Origin of the sequence: Campylobacter showae, assembly GCF_963515975.1 — a bacterium.
GTDB classification, from domain to species: domain Bacteria; phylum Campylobacterota; class Campylobacteria; order Campylobacterales; family Campylobacteraceae; genus Campylobacter_A; species Campylobacter_A showae_F.
The window spans coordinates 24,726-45,119 of record NZ_CAUPZM010000006.1; the positions used below are offsets into that span (position 1 = coordinate 24,726).

Genomic DNA, 20,394 nt, shown 5'->3' on the forward strand with positions numbered 1-20,394 from the left:
GGGCTGTTAAATAGTTCTGTTTTCTTTGACTTCTTCATGATTTTAATAAATTTGCTCCCTAAATTTGATTTATTAGCCTAGTTCTCGGTTTAAGGCCGTTGATTCGCTGAATTATTATCCTGGTAAATAGTTCTTGTCCGTTTAGGACGGCCGATTTCGTGTTGCTTTGGGCATAGTCTTGTTTGACTAGCTCGGGGTATTTTTCCTTGATCTCAAAATCGCAGCCTAATATATGAAACTGCGCAGGGTTGTGTCGTAAAAAGAACGTAAGGGGCACGCCGATTATGCCATCATAGTCGATTGGTATGTTTTTATAATTGGTCACTTCTATGATTTTGTAGTTATCGTATTCCGGATATTCGTGCTCATTGCCTTTATATTTCTTCATTAGTCTTACGCCGGTTTGATGCTTTGTGCTTTTTAAATTCGTAAACCACGATACGTTGCTAAATCGCTTTTTGCTGCCGTCCGGGCGAGTAAAAATATTTACTTGGTGATTTCCTAGCCAAATTTGGTTATTTTTGTATAGCTCAAATATCTTTTTATAGGTAATCGAATACGTTCCGCCTACGATTAAAAATTTCTTTTGACCGCTTTGGGCTATATCTATAAGCTCTCTAAAAAGGGAGAAGGGCGGATTGGTTACGACGATGTCGGCCTGCGCGATTATCTCCTTTACTTCGTCGCTGCGAAAGTCGCCCCGACCGCGCAACTGTGTTTCGCTCATGCCGTCACTCGTGATCTCTATTTTCGTGCCTTTCGAGTTTAGCTCGTTGATGTTAAACGTCGTCGTAATCAGCTTTTTTAGCTCCAAAGTTTTAAAATTTAAGGCGAAATACCTATAAAAGTTGCTATTTTTGCCGTCATTGCACGGGCAGATCACGATTTTGTCTTTAAAGTGCGCTTTGTAATCTTGCAGCTCTTCTCTGATCTCGTCAAAGCTAGTATAAAACTCGTCGTCGATCTCGTATTTGGCTTTCATAAAATATACATTGGCTCTCTTTTCTTTATCCGCCATCCAGCCTTGCCCGACCAGCTCGTTTTGGGTTGAAATTTGGCTCATTCTTTCCCTTTTTGTTCCGTTTTGCTTTTTGTATCGAAATACGATTTTAAAAAGCAAATTTCAAAACAATCAGCTTCTGGATCATTTAAATAAGGCTCTAAAAATGAAATGAGTTCTGAACGTACGCTACCAAACTCTTTAATAAATTTTTTCTTATTTTTCGTTGCAAAGCATATAAATTCATCTTTGCCGATAATACACTCATAACGACTTTCTAAGTTTCTCCTGTATTTTTTAAAAATATCAAAAAATACAGGGTTTAACGTATCCTTATATTTTTTACCGAAATAAATCCCGGCTATATCTTGCTCTTTATCGATTGTCGCTTTACGGCAAACACGAAAAAAGATTTCGGTGTTGTCCACAACCATGTTATTTCCTCTTCAATGCCTTTTCTATAAACGCCTTACAAATTTTCAGATCGGTGTCGTAACCTTTGGGTAGCTCCAGCTTTTTGTCTTTTGCTAGATCTTGCGCTAGTTTGATTTGTTTGTCGCTCGGCGGGCGGATGGCTTTATCTTTATTTTTATTTATAAAATCCGAGCAAATTTTCCAGTCTGCTTCTATGCCGTTCGGCAATGCTATTTTTAAATCCGAAGCTATACTTTTCGCAAAATTTAGCTGGGCTTCGCTCGGAGGTTTGGTCTCACCGCTATTTAGCTCTTTAAAGCCCATTTTCTCGTGCAGCGGCTTTATAAAATCGAGATAATTTACTTTGCCGTCGCTTATCTCGTCTAGCACGCCTTCCATTTGCTTTGTAAATTCGCTTTGCGTGATCCACTCGTCATCTGCCTTAACACTTTCGATGAAACTTATCCCTTTACCGGTGGCCACTATGTTTTGATTTTTGCCTTTGGTCTCGATAACTACGAATTCCCGCTTTAAAAGCGTAGGCAGAAACGTAGCATACGTGCTTGGCCTACCGATGCCCTCTTTTTCTAAAAGGGAGATAAAATTGCTTTCCTTGTAGTGCTGCGGAGCTTGCTTTTTAACCTCTTGCAGCTCGAAGCCCAACACCTCGACTTCGTCGCCTTGATTTAAATTTAGCTCTATTTGGGCTACGTCTTTATCTTGTTCGTCTTCATCGTCCGCTTGCTCTTTCAAAGCCCCCTTAAAGCCTTTATAAATGCATTTGCCGGTCTTGGCCTTAAAGCTTAGAGCCTTGACGTCTATGTCGTATGTTTTGTTCTCGTTTACGGCATTTTTGGCTTGGCTTAGGACTGAATTTAGAAAAATGAGCTCATAAAGCGATTTTTCGTCGTCGCTTAGGCTTTCGCGCCCGGCGATCTCATCTATCTCGCCGTAACCATGCACGTGGCTTATACGGATCGCTTCGTGGGCTTCGGCTTGACTTTGGCTGCCGGCTTTATATATTTTTTTCTCGTACCACTCCTCCCCTTTAAATTTAGCTTCTACTTCGTTTATAAACTCGTCCGATATAGTGTTGCTGTCGGTTCTATGATACGTTATAAGACCTTTTTCGAATAGCTTTTGAGCTAGGCTCATGGTTTTATCCGAGCTAAACCCCAGCCTCTTATTCGCCGCTTCTTGCATTTGGCTGGTTCTAAACGGAGCTTGCGGCTTTATTTGGCTTTGTTTCGTATCTATTTGATATACTTTCGCCATGCTACCGCCAAGTTCGGCGATTTTTGCGTTCGCTTCGTCCTTTGAGCTAAAAATATTATCGTTTACGGCCGTAAATTCTACGCCGCTCCTCGTTTTTAGCTTTGCTTTGATTTTGTAGTCGATCTGTTTTGATGCCGAGCTTGCTAAAAACTCTTTTATTTCAAGCTCTCTTTTTACGATCAGGGCGAGTGCCGGCGTTTGAACCCTGCCGACGGATAAATTTTTATCATTGAGCTTGTTGATGTAAGCGGGCGACATGATAAAGCCCACCAGCTTATCGCCTACCGCTCGTGCTTTAAAGCTATCGAATTCCTTTAAATTTGAGCTTGCAAACGGCACGGCTTTATCTAGCCCTTTTTTGATGCCGCTTTCGGTTATTTCGTGAAACTCGGCGCGCTTTACGCTTTTGGCGATATTTTTAATCGTCTCGTAAACCATGTAGCCGATGCCGTATCCCTCTCTGTCCGGGTCGGTAGCTATGATGACGTCCTTACCTTTGCAATCGTTAAAAATTTCGTTCATTCTATGCTTGCTTTGCTCTTTCATCTCAAATATCGGCTCATAGCCGGTATAATCGGCCACTATCTCCTTTGCAAGCTCTTTAAAATGTCCTTTGGTAGCATAAACCTTTGCGCCGGTTATATGTTCTATCTTGTCGCACTTGTTTGGGCTTTCAATGATGATTACGGCATTGCTCATTTTTCGCTCCTTAGTTAAATTTATTGCTCAAACGGCGCATCTTGCGCGTTATCGATATATTCATTGTCTATCTGCGACGCAGAATGGTTTTGCTCGTTTTGCCCGATTTCTTGCCTATCTTTGGTATCGAGCATTATCATCTTATCGACGACTACGCTATGCTTGCTTCTGTTTTGTCCGTTATTGTCCGTCCATCGGTCAAATTTCAACCGCCCTTCGATAAATATCCTTGAACCCTTAGCCAGGTACTGATTGGCTATTTCCGCGCTTTTACCCATAAAAGTTACGTCTATAAAGCACGTCTCTTCCCGCTTCTCGCCGTTTGCCGCATTAAATTTGTGTGTCGAGGCTATTGCGGTATTGCCTATGGCCATACCACTTGCCGTGTATCTGAGCTCTATATCTTTGGTTAAATTTCCTATGATCGTAGTTTGTGCGAACATTTTTACCCCTTTTAAAAGAATTTTCTAAATTTTAGCCTTATGGCACCGCGTATCCGCCGCGAAATACTTTATAAGCATCATATACGCCTTTTCCTAGCATTTTCGTGCCCTTGCCTATATCTTTTCCAAGATTTACGCTTGCACCTATTCCGGCTTTCGTGATTTGTCCTACCGCATTTCCGCCGGTGGCCTTGCCGAAGCTTTGCAACGCTCCGCCGATAAAGCTGCCGCCGGTCGCTTTTCTAGCTAGTCCGCCCAGCAAAGTCTTTCCGGCTATGCCGCCTGCTACCGCGCCTGCCACTACTCCGCCTGCTCCGCTTTCCATCTGTGTTCCTAGTACCGCATTTATCCAATTTGGTATTTTTCTGATTATGAAAAGCGCAGTTATGCAAGTGATCGCACCGGTTATCAAGTATTCAAACTGCTTTATAAATAATTCACCTATGACGTTTTGATATTTCTCAAGCTCTATGATCGGATTCATTGCTAAATTTAGGGCTATAAATGCCAAAGGAGCTATTATGGCGTATGATAGATATAACTTGTACCAGCTCCATAAATACGGCAAAAAGCGCGGCGTAATCAAAAACGGCAGCACCAATGGCAGCGTGCTTAATATCAAAAACGCTACGAATTTACTAAAAAATATAACGATCGTAATGCCGATTAGTAGAATAAAAAATACTAGGTAAAATATCCAAAATGGGATCATTAAAAATGCCGTTACGACGCTTGCCATTATGTAATCCGTCGGGCCATTAAAACTTAATCCCAACATAGACCATTCTTGCGATTTTAAATAGGTCTTGGTTCCATATTCCCACATTAAAGCCCTTAAATTATCCACTCTATTGGCCGATTCCGTCACGATTGTTCCGAAATCTTGACTCTGAAAAATCGAGCTTACAGTCGCGGTTATCATATTTTCAGGTATGGTTAGGATGTATAGGGCGCCGGTATATGCGCCAAATGAGCTAAGAACGGCAAAAATAAAGCAAAGCTTGATTATATATTTTATAGCGTTAAACGTCTCCTCTCGCGTCGGATAGCCGTTTTTTAGCTTATCCAACAGCCAAAATACGACTATTAAGATTACGATCGTCGTCGTGGCGGTCGAATAAACTAAATCGTGAGCTCCTTGATAAAATTTTTCAAATAAACTCATCACGTTTTCTTGCATAACTGCTTGAGTCTTGTTTATCCAATTGCTATCTGTTAAAAGCGTTTTTGCTACTTGCTGCTGTGCCATTTTATGCTCTCGTTATATCTTTTTTATAGGTTTTTATCGATATTAGTGCTTTATTGTTATCTAGCGGCTCTGAGATTTTTATCTTTTTGATTTCTATTTTTTTGCCGTCTTTCATTATCGTCTCTGTCGTGATCTCCTCTTGAAAATACGGGCTTTGCATCTCGATGATAAACTCTTCAGCTCCCTCTTTTATACTTACATCATCCGCGCTTATCGGTTGCTTTTTGGCGGTCATTCCGTCGCCGACTCCTAAAAAATTCAAAAATTCAAATAACATTTTAATTCCTTTAAATTCGGGGCTTTCGCCCCGTCTACCCTAAGCTTGGTTTAGCTTACCTGCCTTGTTCCATGCCCTTATCTTTTTGCCTAGTCAGCTTTTTAGCTTTCTCAGCTTCTTTGGACATATCAAGCCTTTGTGCCGGGTTATAGTAGTCTACGCCTTTGATTTGAGCCATAGTTAGGTTGTCTAGCTGCTTTGCTAAATTTCCGCCTATCCCCAATGTCTTGCTGTAGTCTATTCTGACTTCGTATGCTTGGTTCTTGGCCGCCTCTCGGTAGTTTTGGATGGCAGTTAGATCCCGCTCCTTGATTTTTTCTTCGTTTAGCCCGTCGAATTGACTTACGTGATAGAGCGTTTTCGTCTCCAATCGCGGCTTTATCGGGATTTTTTCCTTGACTACGTACGTGATCGCCTTGCCGGTATTTTCATCGAGTCTAACGTTGCCGTCTTTGTCTTTGACTGCTGCTATAACCTCTTTGCCGTCTTTGTCCAGTTTTGGCCTTAGCTCGTGATCTGCGATATAAAGCATTTTAACGCCATCCACTCTCGCTTGTAGGCCGTTTTTGGTTTTTAAAATTTCGCCGGTTTGCTCGTCGTGTTTGAGCTTTAGCACCCCGCCCATCGCGTTGCCTTGCTCCATCGTTACGAATTGAGCCTTGTCGTAGCCTTTTATGGCCATCTCCGCCCTTAAAAGCATGCTGGTCTCTCTTGAATACGTTTTGCCGGTTAAGGCGTTGTAAGGCATGGTGTTATCCACCTCTTCCTTGCTCATATCCCTTTGCCAATCCGCTTTTGCGGTCTTATGAGCTTCAAAAAGTTTATACTTCATATATTTATCGAAGCTCTCTTTTTTCTCGGCATTACTCATCTGCTCCCAACTCTTTTTCTCTTGTTCCGTTGCCATTTTTTATCCTTACGTCTGTCGTTTACTCATAGCTTTTGGGCTATGAGTCGGTATTGGGCTCGTCTTGATCGGCGACCTCCATGCTTTGGTGGGACTTATTTAAATATTCCCATTCCTTGCTCTCGCCGTCGCTGATTTCAAACTCACCGTCTTCGCTTGTCGCAAATCGCTCGGCAAGATTTTTCTCATACTCTTTGTATGCTTTTTCTTGCTCTTGCTTTTCTGCATAGGTCATTGCTTACTCCTTAGGGTAGATTTTAGAGCTTTGAGCTCTAATTTAAATCTTTGATAAAAATTTAGATTAGAGCTCTTAAAAAATAATAAAACATCTAAAAATAAAATTACATATAATTTAAATTTAGCAAAAATAAAAATATTATATTTTTAAATTTTTTGCTAAATTTATTATAAAAATTTATAAAATTTTACTCCCTATCCACTTTAATTTTTAGAGCTTTTAGCAGCTCGTCTCTTTGTTGTCTTTTATCATCCGCAGGCTTGATCTCGCTTGAGTCGTTTTGTGCCGTATTTACTTCGCCTTTTGCCTCTTTTTCGCCCCCTTTTTTGGCCGTATAGGCGTCTTGCTTGACGGCAGCTTCGCTTTGGTCGTCCTTTGCCTCAACTTCTAGCTTATCCGCCCCTTTCCACTGTGCCATCTTGAACCAATAAGGTACTTTTGCCTTGATGGGCATCTTGTAAAAGCCTTTAACGAGAATTAAAATATCGCTACTATCTTGATTTTTCAAATCTTGGGCAGTTACTAGCTTTTTGGCTTCTTTGCTCTTTGAGATATTGCTTTTAAACAGCTCCATATTACCTTGCGATTTGCTGATTTTGATATTTGTGTAGTCGCCGATTAACTTGCTCGTATCCTCTGCGTCTTTGTCACTATTCATGTTAAAAATTACGTGATATCCGCTGTTATTTTTTACGATATTCATATCGTCTTCACCGTAGTATTTTTTGATCTGCTCGTAGCTTTGCGTAACGAAAACCGGTAAAAGTCCATAGCTTCTGCAAAGTGCGGGGGCTTCTAATAAAAACGGCATCTTGCCGAAGCGCACGAACTCATCCCCGAAAAAGTATATAAATCTCTCGGGATCGCTGCACTCTTCTCCGCTCATTAATTTCTTAAATAATGTTTCTATAAAAATACGAATTAAAGGAGCTAAAATTTCGATATCTTCGGTTTGAACGACTACGTACATTGATATTCTTTTCGCTCTTAAATCCTCGAACGTAAAGCTCATCTTGCTGGTTGCGTTGGCTACTTGTGGATTGCTAAAAACCGTCATAAACGTATCGTATGTCGATTTTATGCTTGCAAATTCATTATCTGCGGCTCTTGCATACGCTCTAGCCTGATTTCTCGTGCTTTCGTCGATACCTTCGTCAAAGCTTGTCTGTTTTAGCCAAATTTTAAAAGTATCTACGTCATAGTCTCTCTCTCTTTCTTTGTCCGGGTCGTCCTCGTCTATCTCTTTCATTGCCTCTTCGCCGAATTTTTCGTCCAAATACTCGAAATAATCGGCTTTTGGAGCTTGTGCAAGTTGGGCTAGCGTAGCGTGTTTGTCTTTTTGCATAAAGTATTCGGCGAAAAATACAAACATCGTTCTTGCCGATTTTATCCAGTGATCGTTTTCACTGCCTTTTTCGCCTACGAAAATGGTAGAAGCTATCTGCTCGGCCAATTTTTTGATATGTATATACTCCATGTCTTTAACGATTGAACGATCGAACGGGTTAAAAAATAGCGTATTATCCCAGCTAAAAGGGGAGAATAGCTGAATTTCGTTGTTAAAATATTTTTGCCTATACCCGGCTGTTTTTTTATATAGTTCGCCTTTGATATCTAGCGTTACGCAAGAAGCCGGTACGCTTAGTAAATTTGGAATGATCATACCCGCCGTTTTACCGCTTCCAGGAGGCGCTACCACTAGCGTTGAGAGCGGCTGCGTAGCCCTTAAAAACTGCGGATTATCGCTATCTATATTGTGACATCCTAGCACCAAGCCGTTTTTATAGTTTATATTCATTTTAGGGAAGTCTTCGGGCGTCGCAAACCTTGCTGAGCCATAATCTTCGCCGTCTCTAAAATACGGCAATAGCCACCACGTAAAGACTACCAAAAACGGGGCGATCAGCGTAAATAATGCAACGTAAGCCTTTAATTTTAGCGTCGGCGCGCCTATATTTATTAAAATTTTATACGCCACTGCGGGTACTTTTATCAAATCCGGATTAAAAATAACCTTGACTACCGCCAAATATAGCACTACGCCCATTATGAGCGAAACGAAGAAAGCCCAAGCCCATCTTTTAGCGGTAAATTCTTTTGAACTATCCATTTTCCTCCCCTTTTGCCTCCTCATTGCTCGGCGTTTTAGTATGTTTGACATCTATTTTTATTTTTAAATCTTCCATTTTTGCGCTTAATTCTTTTATGACTATTGCGAAGCCCCGCATATTTTTTTCTAGGTCGTTTTTGGCTTCTTCTGGGCCGGTAATGTTTGCATTTAGATGATAGGCAATCTGATTTAAATTTACACCCAAGCGACCGAATTCTCGTAAGAATTCGCTTATTATTTCGTTGTTCGTTTCTATCTGTTCTAGCACATCAGCGTATTTTTCTACATGTATCAACTTTCGAACTACTGCCGATTTACTTTCATTGCGTCTTTGAGATATGCGTTTTAGTACCCTTGCGTCGGCTTCGGTAAAGTATATAAAATGTGCGGCTACTTTTCTCATGCTACGATCTTTGCAATGTCCAGTTCTTTTAAATTTAAGATATCCGTCACGACTCTTTGATTTTTAACCCTAGCTATTTGGATAATGTAATCGATCGCCGTAACGATAAGGCTATCTAGCATGCGATCGTCCACGCTTGATAGGCCACCTCCTAAAATAATATTGGTTTTAATGGCCTTTATGGCGTCTTTGGGATTATTTGCGTGCAAGGTACTTAAATTTCCGGCATGCCCGGTATTGTTTACCCTTAAAAACGAAAAGGTATTGCGGATGTCTATCTCGCCTAAAAATAGCCTATCGGGTCGTAAGCGCATCGCATTATCGATCGCTACCTGATAGCTGTAAATTTCGGTGGCGATTTTGGGTACGGCCAGCTGCGTTTTATTTACGTTTTCTACCCTAAGCTCTTGGCTGTCCTCTATGGTGACTACTCGCTCGCCCGGGTCTATTTCTCCCATTAACGAGTTTAAAAAGCTGGTCTTCCCGCTTCCCGTTCCGCCGCTTAAAAGTACGTTTTTCTTATCCCGGATCAGCTCTTTGATTTTTTCATAAGTCCAGCCCTCGTTTATCACGTTTTGACTTAAGGTAAAACTTTCTAATTTAAAGGCCTCTTTGCTGGGTATCCTTATACAAATTGCGATATCGCTATTAAACAGACTTGATTTATGCTGCGCTTGGACTCGGTAACGTAAAAACGGATCGGGCAGTTCGCATGAAAGGTGGCAATGCGTTTCATCGAAGCGCTGATTTCTTCTAGTGGCCAGCTCGATCAAAAAATTATTTAGAAATTTTATATCTAGCTTTGGGTCTTGCACTATTTCCCAGTGGTCGCCGTAGTCTATGTTTATTTCGCACGGCCGATTAAATATTAGTTCGTTTGCCCGCAGGGTCAAATACGGCTTTAAAACGCCTAAAATATTATTTAAAATTATGCTTTCACTCATTTTACTCTTCTTGGCTTGCTTCTGTTGTGCTCGTGCTTACCAAATCGTTTTTTTCTTGCACTAGCTTTTCTAGCTTCTGCCTTTCTTTTGCAGCGTTTGCCTCAGCCTTTTCGGTAATTTTTAGCTGATTTGCTATGCGTTTTAGTAGTCTATCGTTTGCTTTTTTATTTTGTAGCTCAGTCTTAACTTGGCTTTTGATTTGCTCGTATTGCATCGGCTTTCCCTTTAATCGTTAAAATATTGCATCATCACTTCGCCGTTTTTTGGTTTTGCAAACCACATATGATTTGTAGGCACTAAAAATATACGGCTTCCGCTTTTGATTTCTATGGTTGGCTTGATTTGGCTTTGCTGCTGGATTATGTCTTGCACTACGCTGCTTACGTCGCTTCTAGCATTTGAGTAAATTTCGGTGGCGTAAGAGTTGTTTGAATTTCCCATTTTTGAGGCTATACCTAAAAGCAAAGCGTTCGTAATCGTTGAAATTGAGTAGGCTATGCCGTAGCGTTCCCAATATTTATTATTTATCGCTCCTACGACTCCATTCATTCCCATATTATCGGCGGCCATTGCATCTGTTAGCATTATATTAATGCCTTGCGGCGTGATTATCTCGCGCCACCTGATTTCCAGCCTTTCATGCCCGATTTTGGTGTCGTTGGTGTAAAAGCCTATCACTTTACTTCCGCGAGGGATCAGCACCGCTCGCCCCATAGCAGCATATATGTCTTGCTCTATTTGAGCCGTTACTATTCCGCTCAAATCCGAACTTATCGCGCTCGTTAGAATTGCCGGGATCAGCCGCCCGGCTCTAATAGTGCGGTATAGTCTGTGTTCATTCGTGCTGACATCTAGGCTTTTTTGATTTGAGAAGCCATCGGCGCCGTATTTTAATGAGTTTTGATTTACGTTTTTTATCTCGTTGTTGCGATTGGCTAAAATTTGAGCTCTTATTAGCTCGCGCATTTTGTTTTCGTAGGCGGCCTGGTTGTCTCTTCTTATTTCTTGTTTTAGACTCTCTTGCTTGGCTTTTAGCTCTTCTTGTTTATCTCTAGCGCGCTGCGCCATCTGCTCTTGCTCTTTCGTCATATCTTCGGGCGTAGCGGCCGGCACTCCTGGCGCGATCTGCCCGGATTGCTTTTTATTAGCTTCGAGTTCTTCTAATTTCTTTAAAATTTCGCCTAAATTTTGCCCGTCCTCGCTCGGCATTTTCTTTCCGGCTTTATAAATGTAATCGTCGACCGGAAATTTTGAATTTTCAAAAAGATGATTCAGATTCTTTTGGTTTTGTAAATTTCTTATTTGCTCGTCTTGCTGCTCTTGCCCGGCCGCCTCGTTAAAAATTTCCTCCGCCAAAAGGGGAGAGGAAATTATACTAAGCGTCGCAAGGCTTAAAAGCAGCGTTTTCTTCCCCTTTTTCATTCTAAAATCCTCTTGCTTTCTTTGTGGATTCGTTATATTTTTCTTGGTTTTTCGTTATTGTTTTGCTATTCTCTTTTTGTCTTTGTTTTACGGCCTCTTCATCTGTGTTTAAATTTTTTCTTATCTCTTTTCTTAGTTTTTCGGCCTGCGTTTCTTTGCGTTCTACGCATACGTAGCTATCGCCGCTTTTAATCGTAAATTTCGGATTTATAGTCTCTGCGATTATGTAATCGCCTATTACCCTCGTTTCTACCGGGCTATCTTGTTTATCAATGACTGCGTAAATAGTAGGGATTTGCGGCATTTCGTCTTTGGAATACTTAAAATACGTAAATTTCTTATCGCTAAAAATTTCAGCCGATAGCAGCCACTCGTTTTCTTTTTTGGCTTTTTGCGTATATCCGCTGTAAATATCGCTCTTTTTGACTTTCAGCTCGGCTATGCCGTCTTTTATTGTTAAATACTCCTTGCCATCCTCTTCAAGCTTAGCAAGCTTAGCTTTTTGCGTTTCGCCGTCTTTTATACGAACTATGAAGCTTGGGTCGCTTGAATTTTTATAATCCGTCGAAAAAATATAAAAGGTATGGATTTTTCCATCACCCGTAAAAATCGTTAGGCTAGTATCGATGCCGATTAGTTGCGGGATTATTGCGATAGCATTAGGTTGGCTTGGGATTTGCTCTATTTTAAAGCCGGTCTGGTCGCCTAGCACGAAATTATCTATCTCGCTATCAAATATCAGCGTAGTGGCCATTGCGTGGCGCGTGCGAATTTTGATGGTTTTATCGGGCTGATATTTGACTACTTGCGTATTTTCGTATCCACTGTATTTCTTTGAGTGAAATTTTTGCTGCAATGCCTTTAAATCTTGATTGCGGATGGCGTTTTTCATAAGCTCCAGCTCGTCTTTGCCTATCTGCCTATCCGAACCATCGGGCTCACCGCCGAAGTCTATTACGTCTTGTTCGGGAATTTGCCCGCCGTTAGGGTCGTTAAATTTTGCCCCTTGCGGCTGCTGCCTTTGTTTGTATAGTCCGAGCGGATTTATTTTAAAATTCGATTGTATATTGTTGTTTACGTCTTTGTTTTTATCGTTAAATATATCTTCGCCCATAGAGCCGTTTTGCTGCTGCTCGTTTACCAGCTCTTGAGTTTGGCGCATAATGGCGCGGATTTGATTCATCTGTTCTTCGCTTAGTCCCTCTTGAGGCTCGGCCGCGCTTAAATTTAAAGCAAGTGCCGAGACGATCGAAAGTTTTATTAAATTTCTCATTTTGAGCCCTTTTCGTCCAAAATTTGCGTTATTTGATATTTACTTACGATAAAACCGGTAGGATTTTTCATCGTATCGGCGTATGTGCCGCTTTGGTTGCGAAAGTCGTACTCTATCGCGCTTCTGTATTTTTTATAGCTTACTTCGGTGCGCGTAGGATTCGTGATCTCGGCCTGGAAGTCGACCGTCGCTACGTTTTGACTTAAAACGGCTACGTTTAAAATTTGAATGTTGCGGAAGTAATTTTTAGTCGTATAAATCGAGTTGGGATCGCTTACTAAACTTTGAAACGCTTCCCATACCTGCCTGCTGCTTTGCGTGCGTATCTCGTTGTAGCGCTCGACATCGTCTATGCGATTTATCATCTCTCTGTTTTTAACGTATCCAGCTAAAATGCTTTTTAGCAGCTCTTCGTTGCTGCGGACATTTAGGCTCGTATCGTCTATAGTCACGAAGCGGGAGTCGCCGTCTGAAAATTTAAGTAAAACCGGCTTTGTTTCCTTTAACGGCGTTAAAAGCGCTATTGCTACCGCCAGACTTACGCTTACGACCGCGAGGGCTATGATCGTATAAAACATATACGCTTTAATGTTTCTTTCGGCTCTAAAAATAAAATTTGGGTCGATCTTTCTCTCTTCAAACGCCATTTAACCCACCTTTATAAAATCGTAACAAGCGCAGGGGCTTATTCTTTCTATTTTGCTAGGTTTATCCGCGCATCCGCTTAAAAGCGCCGCTAGTATCGACGCCGCCATGATGATTGCAATCTTTTTCATCTTTAACTCCTCTTCCCTTTAAATTCTATGTAATGTTTTCGCCAGTGAATCGGGCTATCGTTTTTAAGCTGCTTTAAAAGCATTACGTTGTCCGAGCTTGACGAGAATACTCGCAAGTAGCTTCCGAGCCTCGATAAATCTATATCTAGCTTTGCGCTCTCGTTTCTTAATTTCATATTTAGCAATATTTGCCTCGCATTCGAGTTTGTCTCTTTTAAAAATTTGGCTTCCGTCGGCGTTAATCCTATCATCGCGTTTAACTCCGCCAGCGTCTCTTCGCTATTGGTCGGAAATATGACAAAATTTGCGATATTGTCCAAAAAAGACGAGCCGCGCTCAATGTTGTTAAATAAGCTCATATTTTGAAAGCCCATACACATTACTCCGCCGATTTTTCTAACTTCCAGGATTGCTTCTAGGATTTTTTCTTGCATCGTCTCATCCTGCAAATAATCCTTTAACTCGTCTATAAAGCAAAAGAAGCCGCGCTTATCCGCGCTATTTTTGGCTTTATTTTTTAGTTTATGAAAAATATATATAGCCGTAAGTCCGGCGGTTTTTTTGTTTTGCAGTATGCCATCCATATTTAACACTGATAGCTGCTTGGTAAAATTTAGGGCGTCTTCTTTGTTGTCGAATATCGAACCCTTATAATTATCAAATCTGATTTTTAGTCTTGATTTCTCGTTATTGTCGCTTGGAAGCGATATAATAAAATCGCTTAGCGTTAGCGTTTGACCATCTTGCTTCATGTCGTATATACGGTCTATCGTATTGTTAATATCGTTTATGGCTTCATGCTCGTCGTTTTTAACTTCGGCCATAAAGCGCAGCCATGATTTTAAAAAGTCTCTATTTTCGTTTGTGTCAGCCAGACTGAACGGATTTAATTTAAAGCCGTCGCTCTCGCTATCGTGGTATTCGCCGTCTACGTAGTTCGTGAAGTTATACATACCGCGCAGCTTATCCATTGCAAATATATCTATGGGGTATTTAAATAAATTTGTCATTAAAAATTGCGCCAGCGTCGTCTTTCCGCTTCCGGTTCCGCCCACTATCATCGTATGCCCGGCTGGGCGATCGCCGTCTGGCTGCCAGTGAAAATTGAATAAATACGGCGTGCCGTTTAGGTGCTTAAATGTCGTTATCGCTTCGCCACCCCAGTCGTTTTGGTTAAATCCGGTTACTTCGTTTTCAAAATTTGCGATCGTGGCTAAGTTGCTGATATTTAGCGTTTTCTTTCTAGCGTTTAAATTTCCGCGACTAGGAAAGAAACTAAAATAAAGGGCTTTTTGATTTAGCGTTTCTCGGACAACATTTAATCCTTGATTTTCTAGGATATTTTTTAGCTCATTCGAGCGGTTTTCCAGCTCTTTGAGGCTATTGGCTAGGCAATATACCGAAAAGCTCGTTTCCACTAAATTTTCTCTGTCGGCTTGGATTAGCTCCATTAACTGATCTAGCTCTTGGCGGACTAGCTCTACCGCAAACGCTTTGGTGTCCTTTATCTTCTTGATCGCCTTGCGCTTTTCGTAGGCTTTTAGATAAATCATAGCCATAAATTCGTTATTGCTTTTGATTAAATTTGAGGTGATGATCGACTTGATTTGCTCAGTTTCGTAGGCTTTTACACTGATAAATCTAGCGTATTTGGTCGTGCCGTCGTTGCGGTAAAACTCTATGTAGTCTTTTTTAAATTCGACGTATGAGCTTATGTAACTATCTGTGATCAGCTCATTCGTATATGCAAGGTTCGTCTCTTTCGCGTTTGAATACGTGGCATAAAAATTTATGATCTCATCGCCGCTTAGTTGTCTTGGCTGATAAATCGAGAAGTAGTTTTTGATGTTCGAGAACGTATCGCTTAAAAGCTCGATTTTCTGCTTTAATTTTGCGCTTTCGTTGCTTTCGTCGCCCTCTTCGCTAGTCATTTTGGTTTTAAAGCTTTCCAGTAGTCCTGTGATATTTTTCGTCATCGTAGAAATTATTAAAAAGTATCTTATAGCGTATATATCTTGATCGGTTTCCCATTTTTTTATGATCTCGTTCGCATACGGATTTATATTTTTGTCTGTATATTCTTTGTCGTCTTGCTTTGTTTTTTTGATGATTAAATTTATTTCTACGTCATCTTTCAAAGTCGTAAAAAACATAACGCGGTTTAAAAGGTAGTCCGTCTCGTCGTCTAGGCTGATTCCGGCGTAGCTTACCCCTTTTAGCTCTACTGCTATACTTGCGTTGCCGTCTTTGGTGATTATTATATTCTCGCCGTATTTGCAGGCGATGTTGTTTTCCTTTGCCAGTGTATAAATCTGCGGTTCTGCTATCATTAAAATTTCATCCGCTTTTTTATTGATCTTATTGATTTTTGATAAAACGTCGTTTTCCGTTTTATTTTTAATGCTTGGTTTTTCTTGGCTTACGTCAATGCCAAGCTCTCTTTTTAGTTTTTCTTTCTTTTTGTTTTGATTCCACTCTTTGATTACGCCTATTATTCCGCGAGCCATTTTCTAACCTATGCATAAAATTTGTTTTGCGATATTTTCATTTTAGAACCGATGATATCGTATATGTCTTCATCAAAAAATTCTAAAATAAAGAAGAAGCAGTATAAAACAGCAACGACTGCTAGCGAATATAAAATCAAGATAAACCACGAGATAAATCCAGCGATTATAATCGTGAATAGACTCGTGGTTGTTAGACCTATGATTTTCGTTCTTTTGGTTAAGTCCATATAGCAGTCGGTCACTATCATTCGCTTTTACCTTTTACATTGCTGCGGCAGATAAGCCGTATGCAATACCAAGAATAATCGCGATACCAAGTAGCAATTTTATATTATTTTTTAAAGCCTCGATATTTACGAACATTATCGTTAAGAATACTACGACCCAAATAATACCGAATACGGTGATTACCGTATTGATAACGCTTGCGGCACTACTGCCGGCTTCAGTGATTTGTTCGTTTGCCTTTGTTTCCAAAGTTTTTAAAACGTTTTGGCCGCCCGCTCCGAATAAATGAAACGGCAAGAACATTAAAAAGTAAAAAATACTTTTCGCCTTTTTTGAGACTTCTCTCATTGTTTGCTCCTTTTTGATTAGAATATTTTCGATTTCTAGCACTATACTATTTTTCGAAAAGCGAGATTTTGTAAAAGTGATTTTGTGAATAGCGATTTAAAGGATATACAAGCAATTCTTTTAAAAATTTTATAAGTATTTATTTACTTTTTTACTTTTTCATATTGATTATTTTATAGGCTTTTTGCGATTATTTTTTTAAAAAAGTCTTTTTACAAAATTACGCTTTTCAAAAATTTTACAAATTCTTTTAAAAATTTTCTCTTCCGTTTCGTTTTGCTTATCTCTGAATACTTTTGCTAGATATTTTTAATTCTTTCTTATATTTTGTTCATAAGCTTATCCGAATAAAATTTTCTTGTTTTATTTTTACGCATTGCGAATATAGTTCTAACTTTTCAAATATTTTTGCGCTCTTTTTACGCTTTCCCCTTTAAAACCTACTTGCTTTTTCTCAAAAATAAAATGCTCTGCGTTTTATTTTATTTTCGGTAGTTGCAAAATTACCGAAAATCACAGCTTTTTTAAGTTTAGTTTCCCAATTTTTAGGCGTTTTATCGCCGTAAAATGGGCTAAACTTAAAAAAGTGATATATAAAGGCGGTTATCCTGCCTTACTTCTGGCATTATCTTTTCTTAAAGCTACTTACACTAACATCTTTTGCAAATATCTTTAAAAGCTATGAATACTTTTTAAGAATTTAAAAGGGAGAGAATTTGGCAAGACGCGATTGGGATGCGTTTTTCGAAGAACTAAAAGCTATCAGAGCCGGCTATACTCGTACGGCAAAATCGGAGCATAAATACGTTTCTTTTGGAAGCGGCGTAGGATTTTCTCGCTCGCATATTCCTTTTCCTAAAAATAACTTTGCCAAGCAATCAGTCGTAAAGATGATTTCAAATTTGCCTAAAACTTCCATCAAGCGTTGTATCGACTACGCTCTTAAAAACTCTCTCGACGGCGCGGCTATCAATGAAAAAGGGGAGAGAGTAGGCAGCGATGAAGTTTTAAAAGATTGGGGCAAGGATTTCGGCGATAATACAAACTCGAAGGACGCGTGGCATCTAATTTTTTCTATCAACGAGCCTTGCGACGATCAGCAAAAATTAAGAGCTTTGAGCGAGAGTGTACATAACGTATTAGGTCTAAATTTTAGCGGACACAAGTATGCTTTCGTGCTACACACCCATCAGAATAATCCGCACGTGCACGTGGTTTTAAATAAACGAAATAGCTTTACCAATAAAAAAATCCACTTTGATAGCAGAAGCGAAATCAGAGAGTTTTTTGACGACGTGCGGACGAATTTCGCTTACTCTCTCGGAGCTCGTGGGCTAAAATACGAGAATAAAAATTTCTTGCAAAAGGATTTAAAGCTCGAATTTAACAAAGTAAAATCCGCCGTGAAGCTGGAAGCGGACGACTATACGGCAAAAGATAAAATAAACGACTATTATTCAAAAATGCAGGATAAAAATAAGCAAAGCTATGACGCTACGGCAGGGCGAATTGAAGCTATGAATAACGAACTTGCCGCGCTTAAAAAAGATAATGAAGAGCTCTTACGGCTCTTTATGCTTTATACTAAAAAGCGAAATAAACGGGCGTATAAGCTCGCTCGTGAGTTAAAAGAAAGTAACCGAGTCATCAAAGAAAAGAGCAAGGCCGTGCTATCTGAAATCGACAAAATAAATAAAATTTCCAGTCAAGCTACGCAGCTTAACGAGATGCGATTGGCTCACTATAAAGACCACTCCGCAGGGCTAAATTTACTTGAAAATTTTAGCTACAACTACAATAAAATTTATCCGAAAAATAGGGGCGCGAGCAAGGCCGATGTCGAAAATTATAAAAAAGTGCGACGCGCTATCGCTATTCATCGCGGCCGCGAGGACGATGCGGCTAGGAAGTATTTCGAGGATAGCCTGCTAGTTACTCGCATGCTCGGGCGTAACGAAAGTCTTTTTAAATTAACCGCAAAGCTTGAAATTTTAGATAAAAACCTTTACGTCTTGCAGCACTCGGGCATAATCGGCGAAGAGGCTACCGCTTTTGAAAAAAGGCTAAAAAGCAATAAGGAATTTATCGCGGATATTTGTCAAAAACGCTTCGACTACGTCGGCAAAAAGCTTTTAAATAGCGATAAAATCGATAAGGACGGTTTTTTGTTCAAAGAATATTTTAAAGGCGTATCGGTGCTGGGCGTTAAGCCTGACGATCGTCTAGTAAAAATCAAAAACGAAAAGAGGCTTTATAAAGACGTCTTGGCTGAACGATCCGGTAAGACTAAAACTCAGGGTTCTCGCCCGGCGGATCAAAATAAATTTAATAATGAACTTGGCGGTCGAGAGTAGATTATATTTAAGAAATAATAAAATATTTAAAAATAAAATTATATTTCATTAAAATATAGTAAAATTAGAAATATCATATTTTTTAAATTTATGTAAAAAGAAGTATAAAAAAATTAAAATTTAGAAAGGGAAGGAAGCTTATTTTCCCCTTTTTAAAAATTCAAACGCAAAATTATTTTACGTTTTCGTTCGAGTTGCTTTTGATGATGCCCTTGAGCTTGTCTGCATATGATTTATCAAGCTCAAGTCCATTTTTTCGTAAGTCGTTGTAGCCTTTTTGAATATCTGCCCCAAGATCGCTCTTGGCTTGCGGGGTTAAAATATTCTGCTTCTTAACGAAGCGATCGATCTTTTTTTGTAAATCTTCGCACAGCTCTTGCTTCGTTTCTTTTATGACTTTCTGAAGATTTTCTTTGAGATTAGGAAGATCTGTGCGTATAACGTCTTCTATGATCTCGTTTTGTATATTGTCATAATTGTGAGAAGACCAATTTCTGATATCTCTTATCCCTTTTATATCTTCTTTTTTAAATTTATCTAATATATGGTATTCCTGCGCTTCTTCAAGCTTCTTAAATTGCTGGTATACGACGTCGATATGTTTCATTATCGCTGGCTTTGCAAGTAGCTCGTCTTCTAGTGCTGCTGTAACGCCTTTGGGCTTACAAATTTCAAATACTTGATCTATTTTTTCTACCGCCAGTTCTAATCGATATATAATTTTTTTATCAGACATAAATCGCTCCCCTCACTATCTTGTCGTCTTGCATTTTTTGTTCAGAATAGAAATCGCAAATATCTACCGATTTATGAAATTTGCCCGCGATCTGCTCTTTTAAATCATTTAAATACGCAAGCGCTTTAAACGCGTGCAGTCTATCCAAAAAGTCCTTTTTGTCGGCCAAAACGACTATATCTATATCCGAGTCTTCACCCGCATAACCTTTGGCATAGCTTCCGAAAAGTCCTATCTTTTGGATGCCGTCTTTTTCAAGACCCGGCTTGAGCTCGGATAGATATGCGAGTATCGATTCTTTGGTTAAATCGGGTAACGTCGTCTTCATTGGGGATTCTCCTTTTTCTATCTTTTTCCGTTTTCAAGAACCGTTATATATTCTGGATCGCACTCAAATTTGCCCCATTTTGTACATTCGACCTCGTATGCCGACCCTACTTTTTTATTATTTTTATCTACGACTACTACTACGAGTTTCTCATTGTTTATGAGGTCGTTTTGAGCTTTCCATCTTGTAAATTTGGCAAAGCCCTGCTCTGATGTATAATTTTTCCAATTTTCGCCATTAAATAAGGTCTGTGCATGATAAAATTCAAAATCTACATTTTTAACTCTCTCTTTTAGCTTATTGACCATTGCATCGTAATTTGCTTGTTTTATTGCCGGATTTGCATTCTCTAGCTTTACAAGCCCATCATCTTCACCGCATCCTGCCAACATAAGCCCGGCTATAACAGCCGCCGTCAGCAGTTTAATTTTCTTCATTTTTCATCCTTATTTTTACAAAT

At 39.8% G+C, this 20,394-nt stretch carries 23 protein-coding genes; 1 reads left to right on the forward strand and 22 read right to left on the reverse strand.

Going from position 1 to position 20,394, the window contains the following annotated elements:
• Positions 1–58: 58 nt before the first annotated feature.
• The 19 genes from RWM02_RS03225 to RWM02_RS03315 all read right to left on the reverse strand — a co-directional run bounded on the left by RWM02_RS03225 (position 59) and on the right by RWM02_RS03315 (position 16,516).
• Positions 59–1,063 carry an adenine-specific methyltransferase EcoRI family protein gene (locus RWM02_RS03225; RefSeq protein WP_314069086.1) on the reverse strand — a complete coding sequence of 335 codons (1,005 nt, stop codon included), beginning with the start codon at positions 1,061–1,063 and terminating at the stop codon, positions 59–61.
• Positions 1,060–1,434, reverse strand: a complete 375-nt coding sequence (locus tag RWM02_RS03230) for a hypothetical protein (RefSeq protein WP_122868565.1) — start codon at positions 1,432–1,434, stop codon at positions 1,060–1,062. The genes RWM02_RS03225 and RWM02_RS03230 overlap by 4 nt, the downstream gene beginning before the upstream one ends.
• Position 1,435: 1 nt before the next feature.
• A complete protein-coding gene (locus RWM02_RS03235) occupies positions 1,436–3,388 on the reverse strand; it encodes a type IA DNA topoisomerase (protein ID WP_314069087.1) in 1,953 nt (650 codons plus the stop codon).
• Between the two features lie 20 nt (positions 3,389–3,408).
• On the reverse strand, positions 3,409–3,831 hold the full coding sequence (gene ssb, locus RWM02_RS03240; protein WP_314069088.1) for a single-stranded DNA-binding protein: 423 nt from the start codon (positions 3,829–3,831) through the stop codon (positions 3,409–3,411).
• 37 nt (positions 3,832–3,868) lie between these two features.
• Positions 3,869–5,080: a type IV secretion system protein gene (locus RWM02_RS03245; protein ID WP_314069089.1), complete on the reverse strand. Its 1,212-nt coding sequence runs from the start codon at positions 5,078–5,080 to the stop codon at positions 3,869–3,871.
• Position 5,081: 1 nt separating this feature from the next.
• Positions 5,082–5,357, reverse strand: coding sequence for a hypothetical protein (locus RWM02_RS03250; RefSeq protein WP_009495768.1), 276 nt, complete (start codon positions 5,355–5,357; stop codon positions 5,082–5,084).
• Positions 5,358–5,412: 55 nt separating this feature from the next.
• Complete coding sequence (locus RWM02_RS03255) at positions 5,413–6,264, reverse strand: ArdC-like ssDNA-binding domain-containing protein (protein ID WP_021091913.1); 852 nt, start codon at positions 6,262–6,264, stop codon at positions 5,413–5,415.
• Positions 6,265–6,304: 40 nt separating this feature from the next.
• Positions 6,305–6,499: a hypothetical protein gene (locus tag RWM02_RS03260; protein WP_002952535.1), complete on the reverse strand. Its 195-nt coding sequence runs from the start codon at positions 6,497–6,499 to the stop codon at positions 6,305–6,307.
• A gap of 190 nt (positions 6,500–6,689) precedes the next feature.
• Entirely contained in the window at positions 6,690–8,612 is a 1,923-nt protein-coding gene (locus tag RWM02_RS03265; RefSeq protein ID WP_314069092.1) for a type IV secretory system conjugative DNA transfer family protein, read from the reverse strand.
• A complete protein-coding gene (locus tag RWM02_RS03270; protein WP_035167680.1) occupies positions 8,605–9,015 on the reverse strand; it encodes a plasmid mobilization relaxosome protein MobC in 411 nt (136 codons plus the stop codon). The genes RWM02_RS03265 and RWM02_RS03270 overlap by 8 nt, the downstream gene beginning before the upstream one ends.
• Positions 9,012–9,959 (reverse strand): ATPase, T2SS/T4P/T4SS family, encoded by a 948-nt coding sequence (locus RWM02_RS03275; RefSeq protein WP_002952532.1) that lies wholly within the window; start codon positions 9,957–9,959, stop codon positions 9,012–9,014. The genes RWM02_RS03270 and RWM02_RS03275 overlap by 4 nt, the downstream gene beginning before the upstream one ends.
• A 1-nt stretch (position 9,960) precedes the next feature.
• Positions 9,961–10,173: a hypothetical protein gene (locus RWM02_RS03280; protein ID WP_002952528.1), complete on the reverse strand. Its 213-nt coding sequence runs from the start codon at positions 10,171–10,173 to the stop codon at positions 9,961–9,963.
• Between the two features lie 11 nt (positions 10,174–10,184).
• Positions 10,185–11,381, reverse strand: coding sequence for a DNA type IV secretion system protein ComB10 (locus tag RWM02_RS03285; protein WP_021091934.1), 1,197 nt, complete (start codon positions 11,379–11,381; stop codon positions 10,185–10,187).
• 1 nt (position 11,382) lies between these two features.
• A complete protein-coding gene (locus tag RWM02_RS03290; protein WP_021091927.1) occupies positions 11,383–12,654 on the reverse strand; it encodes a TrbG/VirB9 family P-type conjugative transfer protein in 1,272 nt (423 codons plus the stop codon).
• Positions 12,651–13,301, reverse strand: a complete 651-nt coding sequence (locus RWM02_RS03295; protein ID WP_009495756.1) for a VirB8 family type IV secretion system protein — start codon at positions 13,299–13,301, stop codon at positions 12,651–12,653. Before RWM02_RS03295 ends, RWM02_RS03290 begins: the two co-directional genes overlap by 4 nt.
• Positions 13,302–13,430, reverse strand: coding sequence for a hypothetical protein (locus RWM02_RS03300; protein ID WP_009495754.1), 129 nt, complete (start codon positions 13,428–13,430; stop codon positions 13,302–13,304). It abuts the gene before it with no gap.
• 2 nt (positions 13,431–13,432) lie between these two features.
• A complete protein-coding gene (locus tag RWM02_RS03305) occupies positions 13,433–15,937 on the reverse strand; it encodes a VirB4 family type IV secretion/conjugal transfer ATPase (RefSeq protein WP_314069102.1) in 2,505 nt (834 codons plus the stop codon).
• Between the two features lie 8 nt (positions 15,938–15,945).
• Positions 15,946–16,188 carry a hypothetical protein gene (locus tag RWM02_RS03310; protein ID WP_314069104.1) on the reverse strand — a complete coding sequence of 81 codons (243 nt, stop codon included), beginning with the start codon at positions 16,186–16,188 and terminating at the stop codon, positions 15,946–15,948.
• Positions 16,189–16,201: 13 nt separating this feature from the next.
• Positions 16,202–16,516, reverse strand: coding sequence for a hypothetical protein (locus tag RWM02_RS03315; protein ID WP_002952520.1), 315 nt, complete (start codon positions 16,514–16,516; stop codon positions 16,202–16,204).
• Between the two features lie 716 nt (positions 16,517–17,232).
• Between RWM02_RS03315 and RWM02_RS03320 the strand changes: the two genes are divergently transcribed.
• On the forward strand, positions 17,233–18,870 hold the full coding sequence (locus RWM02_RS03320; protein WP_122868559.1) for a relaxase/mobilization nuclease domain-containing protein: 1,638 nt from the start codon (positions 17,233–17,235) through the stop codon (positions 18,868–18,870).
• A gap of 172 nt (positions 18,871–19,042) precedes the next feature.
• Here the strand turns inward: RWM02_RS03320 and RWM02_RS03325 are convergent, their stop codons facing one another.
• The 3 genes from RWM02_RS03325 to RWM02_RS03335 are packed head-to-tail and all read right to left on the reverse strand — an operon-like array spanning position 19,043 to position 20,371.
• Complete coding sequence (locus RWM02_RS03325) at positions 19,043–19,606, reverse strand: HepT-like ribonuclease domain-containing protein (RefSeq protein WP_002952515.1); 564 nt, start codon at positions 19,604–19,606, stop codon at positions 19,043–19,045.
• Positions 19,599–19,934, reverse strand: coding sequence for a nucleotidyltransferase family protein (locus tag RWM02_RS03330; RefSeq protein WP_002952513.1), 336 nt, complete (start codon positions 19,932–19,934; stop codon positions 19,599–19,601). Before RWM02_RS03330 ends, RWM02_RS03325 begins: the two co-directional genes overlap by 8 nt.
• 17 nt (positions 19,935–19,951) lie before the next feature.
• Positions 19,952–20,371 carry a hypothetical protein gene (locus RWM02_RS03335; protein ID WP_009495746.1) on the reverse strand — a complete coding sequence of 140 codons (420 nt, stop codon included), beginning with the start codon at positions 20,369–20,371 and terminating at the stop codon, positions 19,952–19,954.
• Between the last annotated feature and the right edge of the window lie 23 nt (positions 20,372–20,394).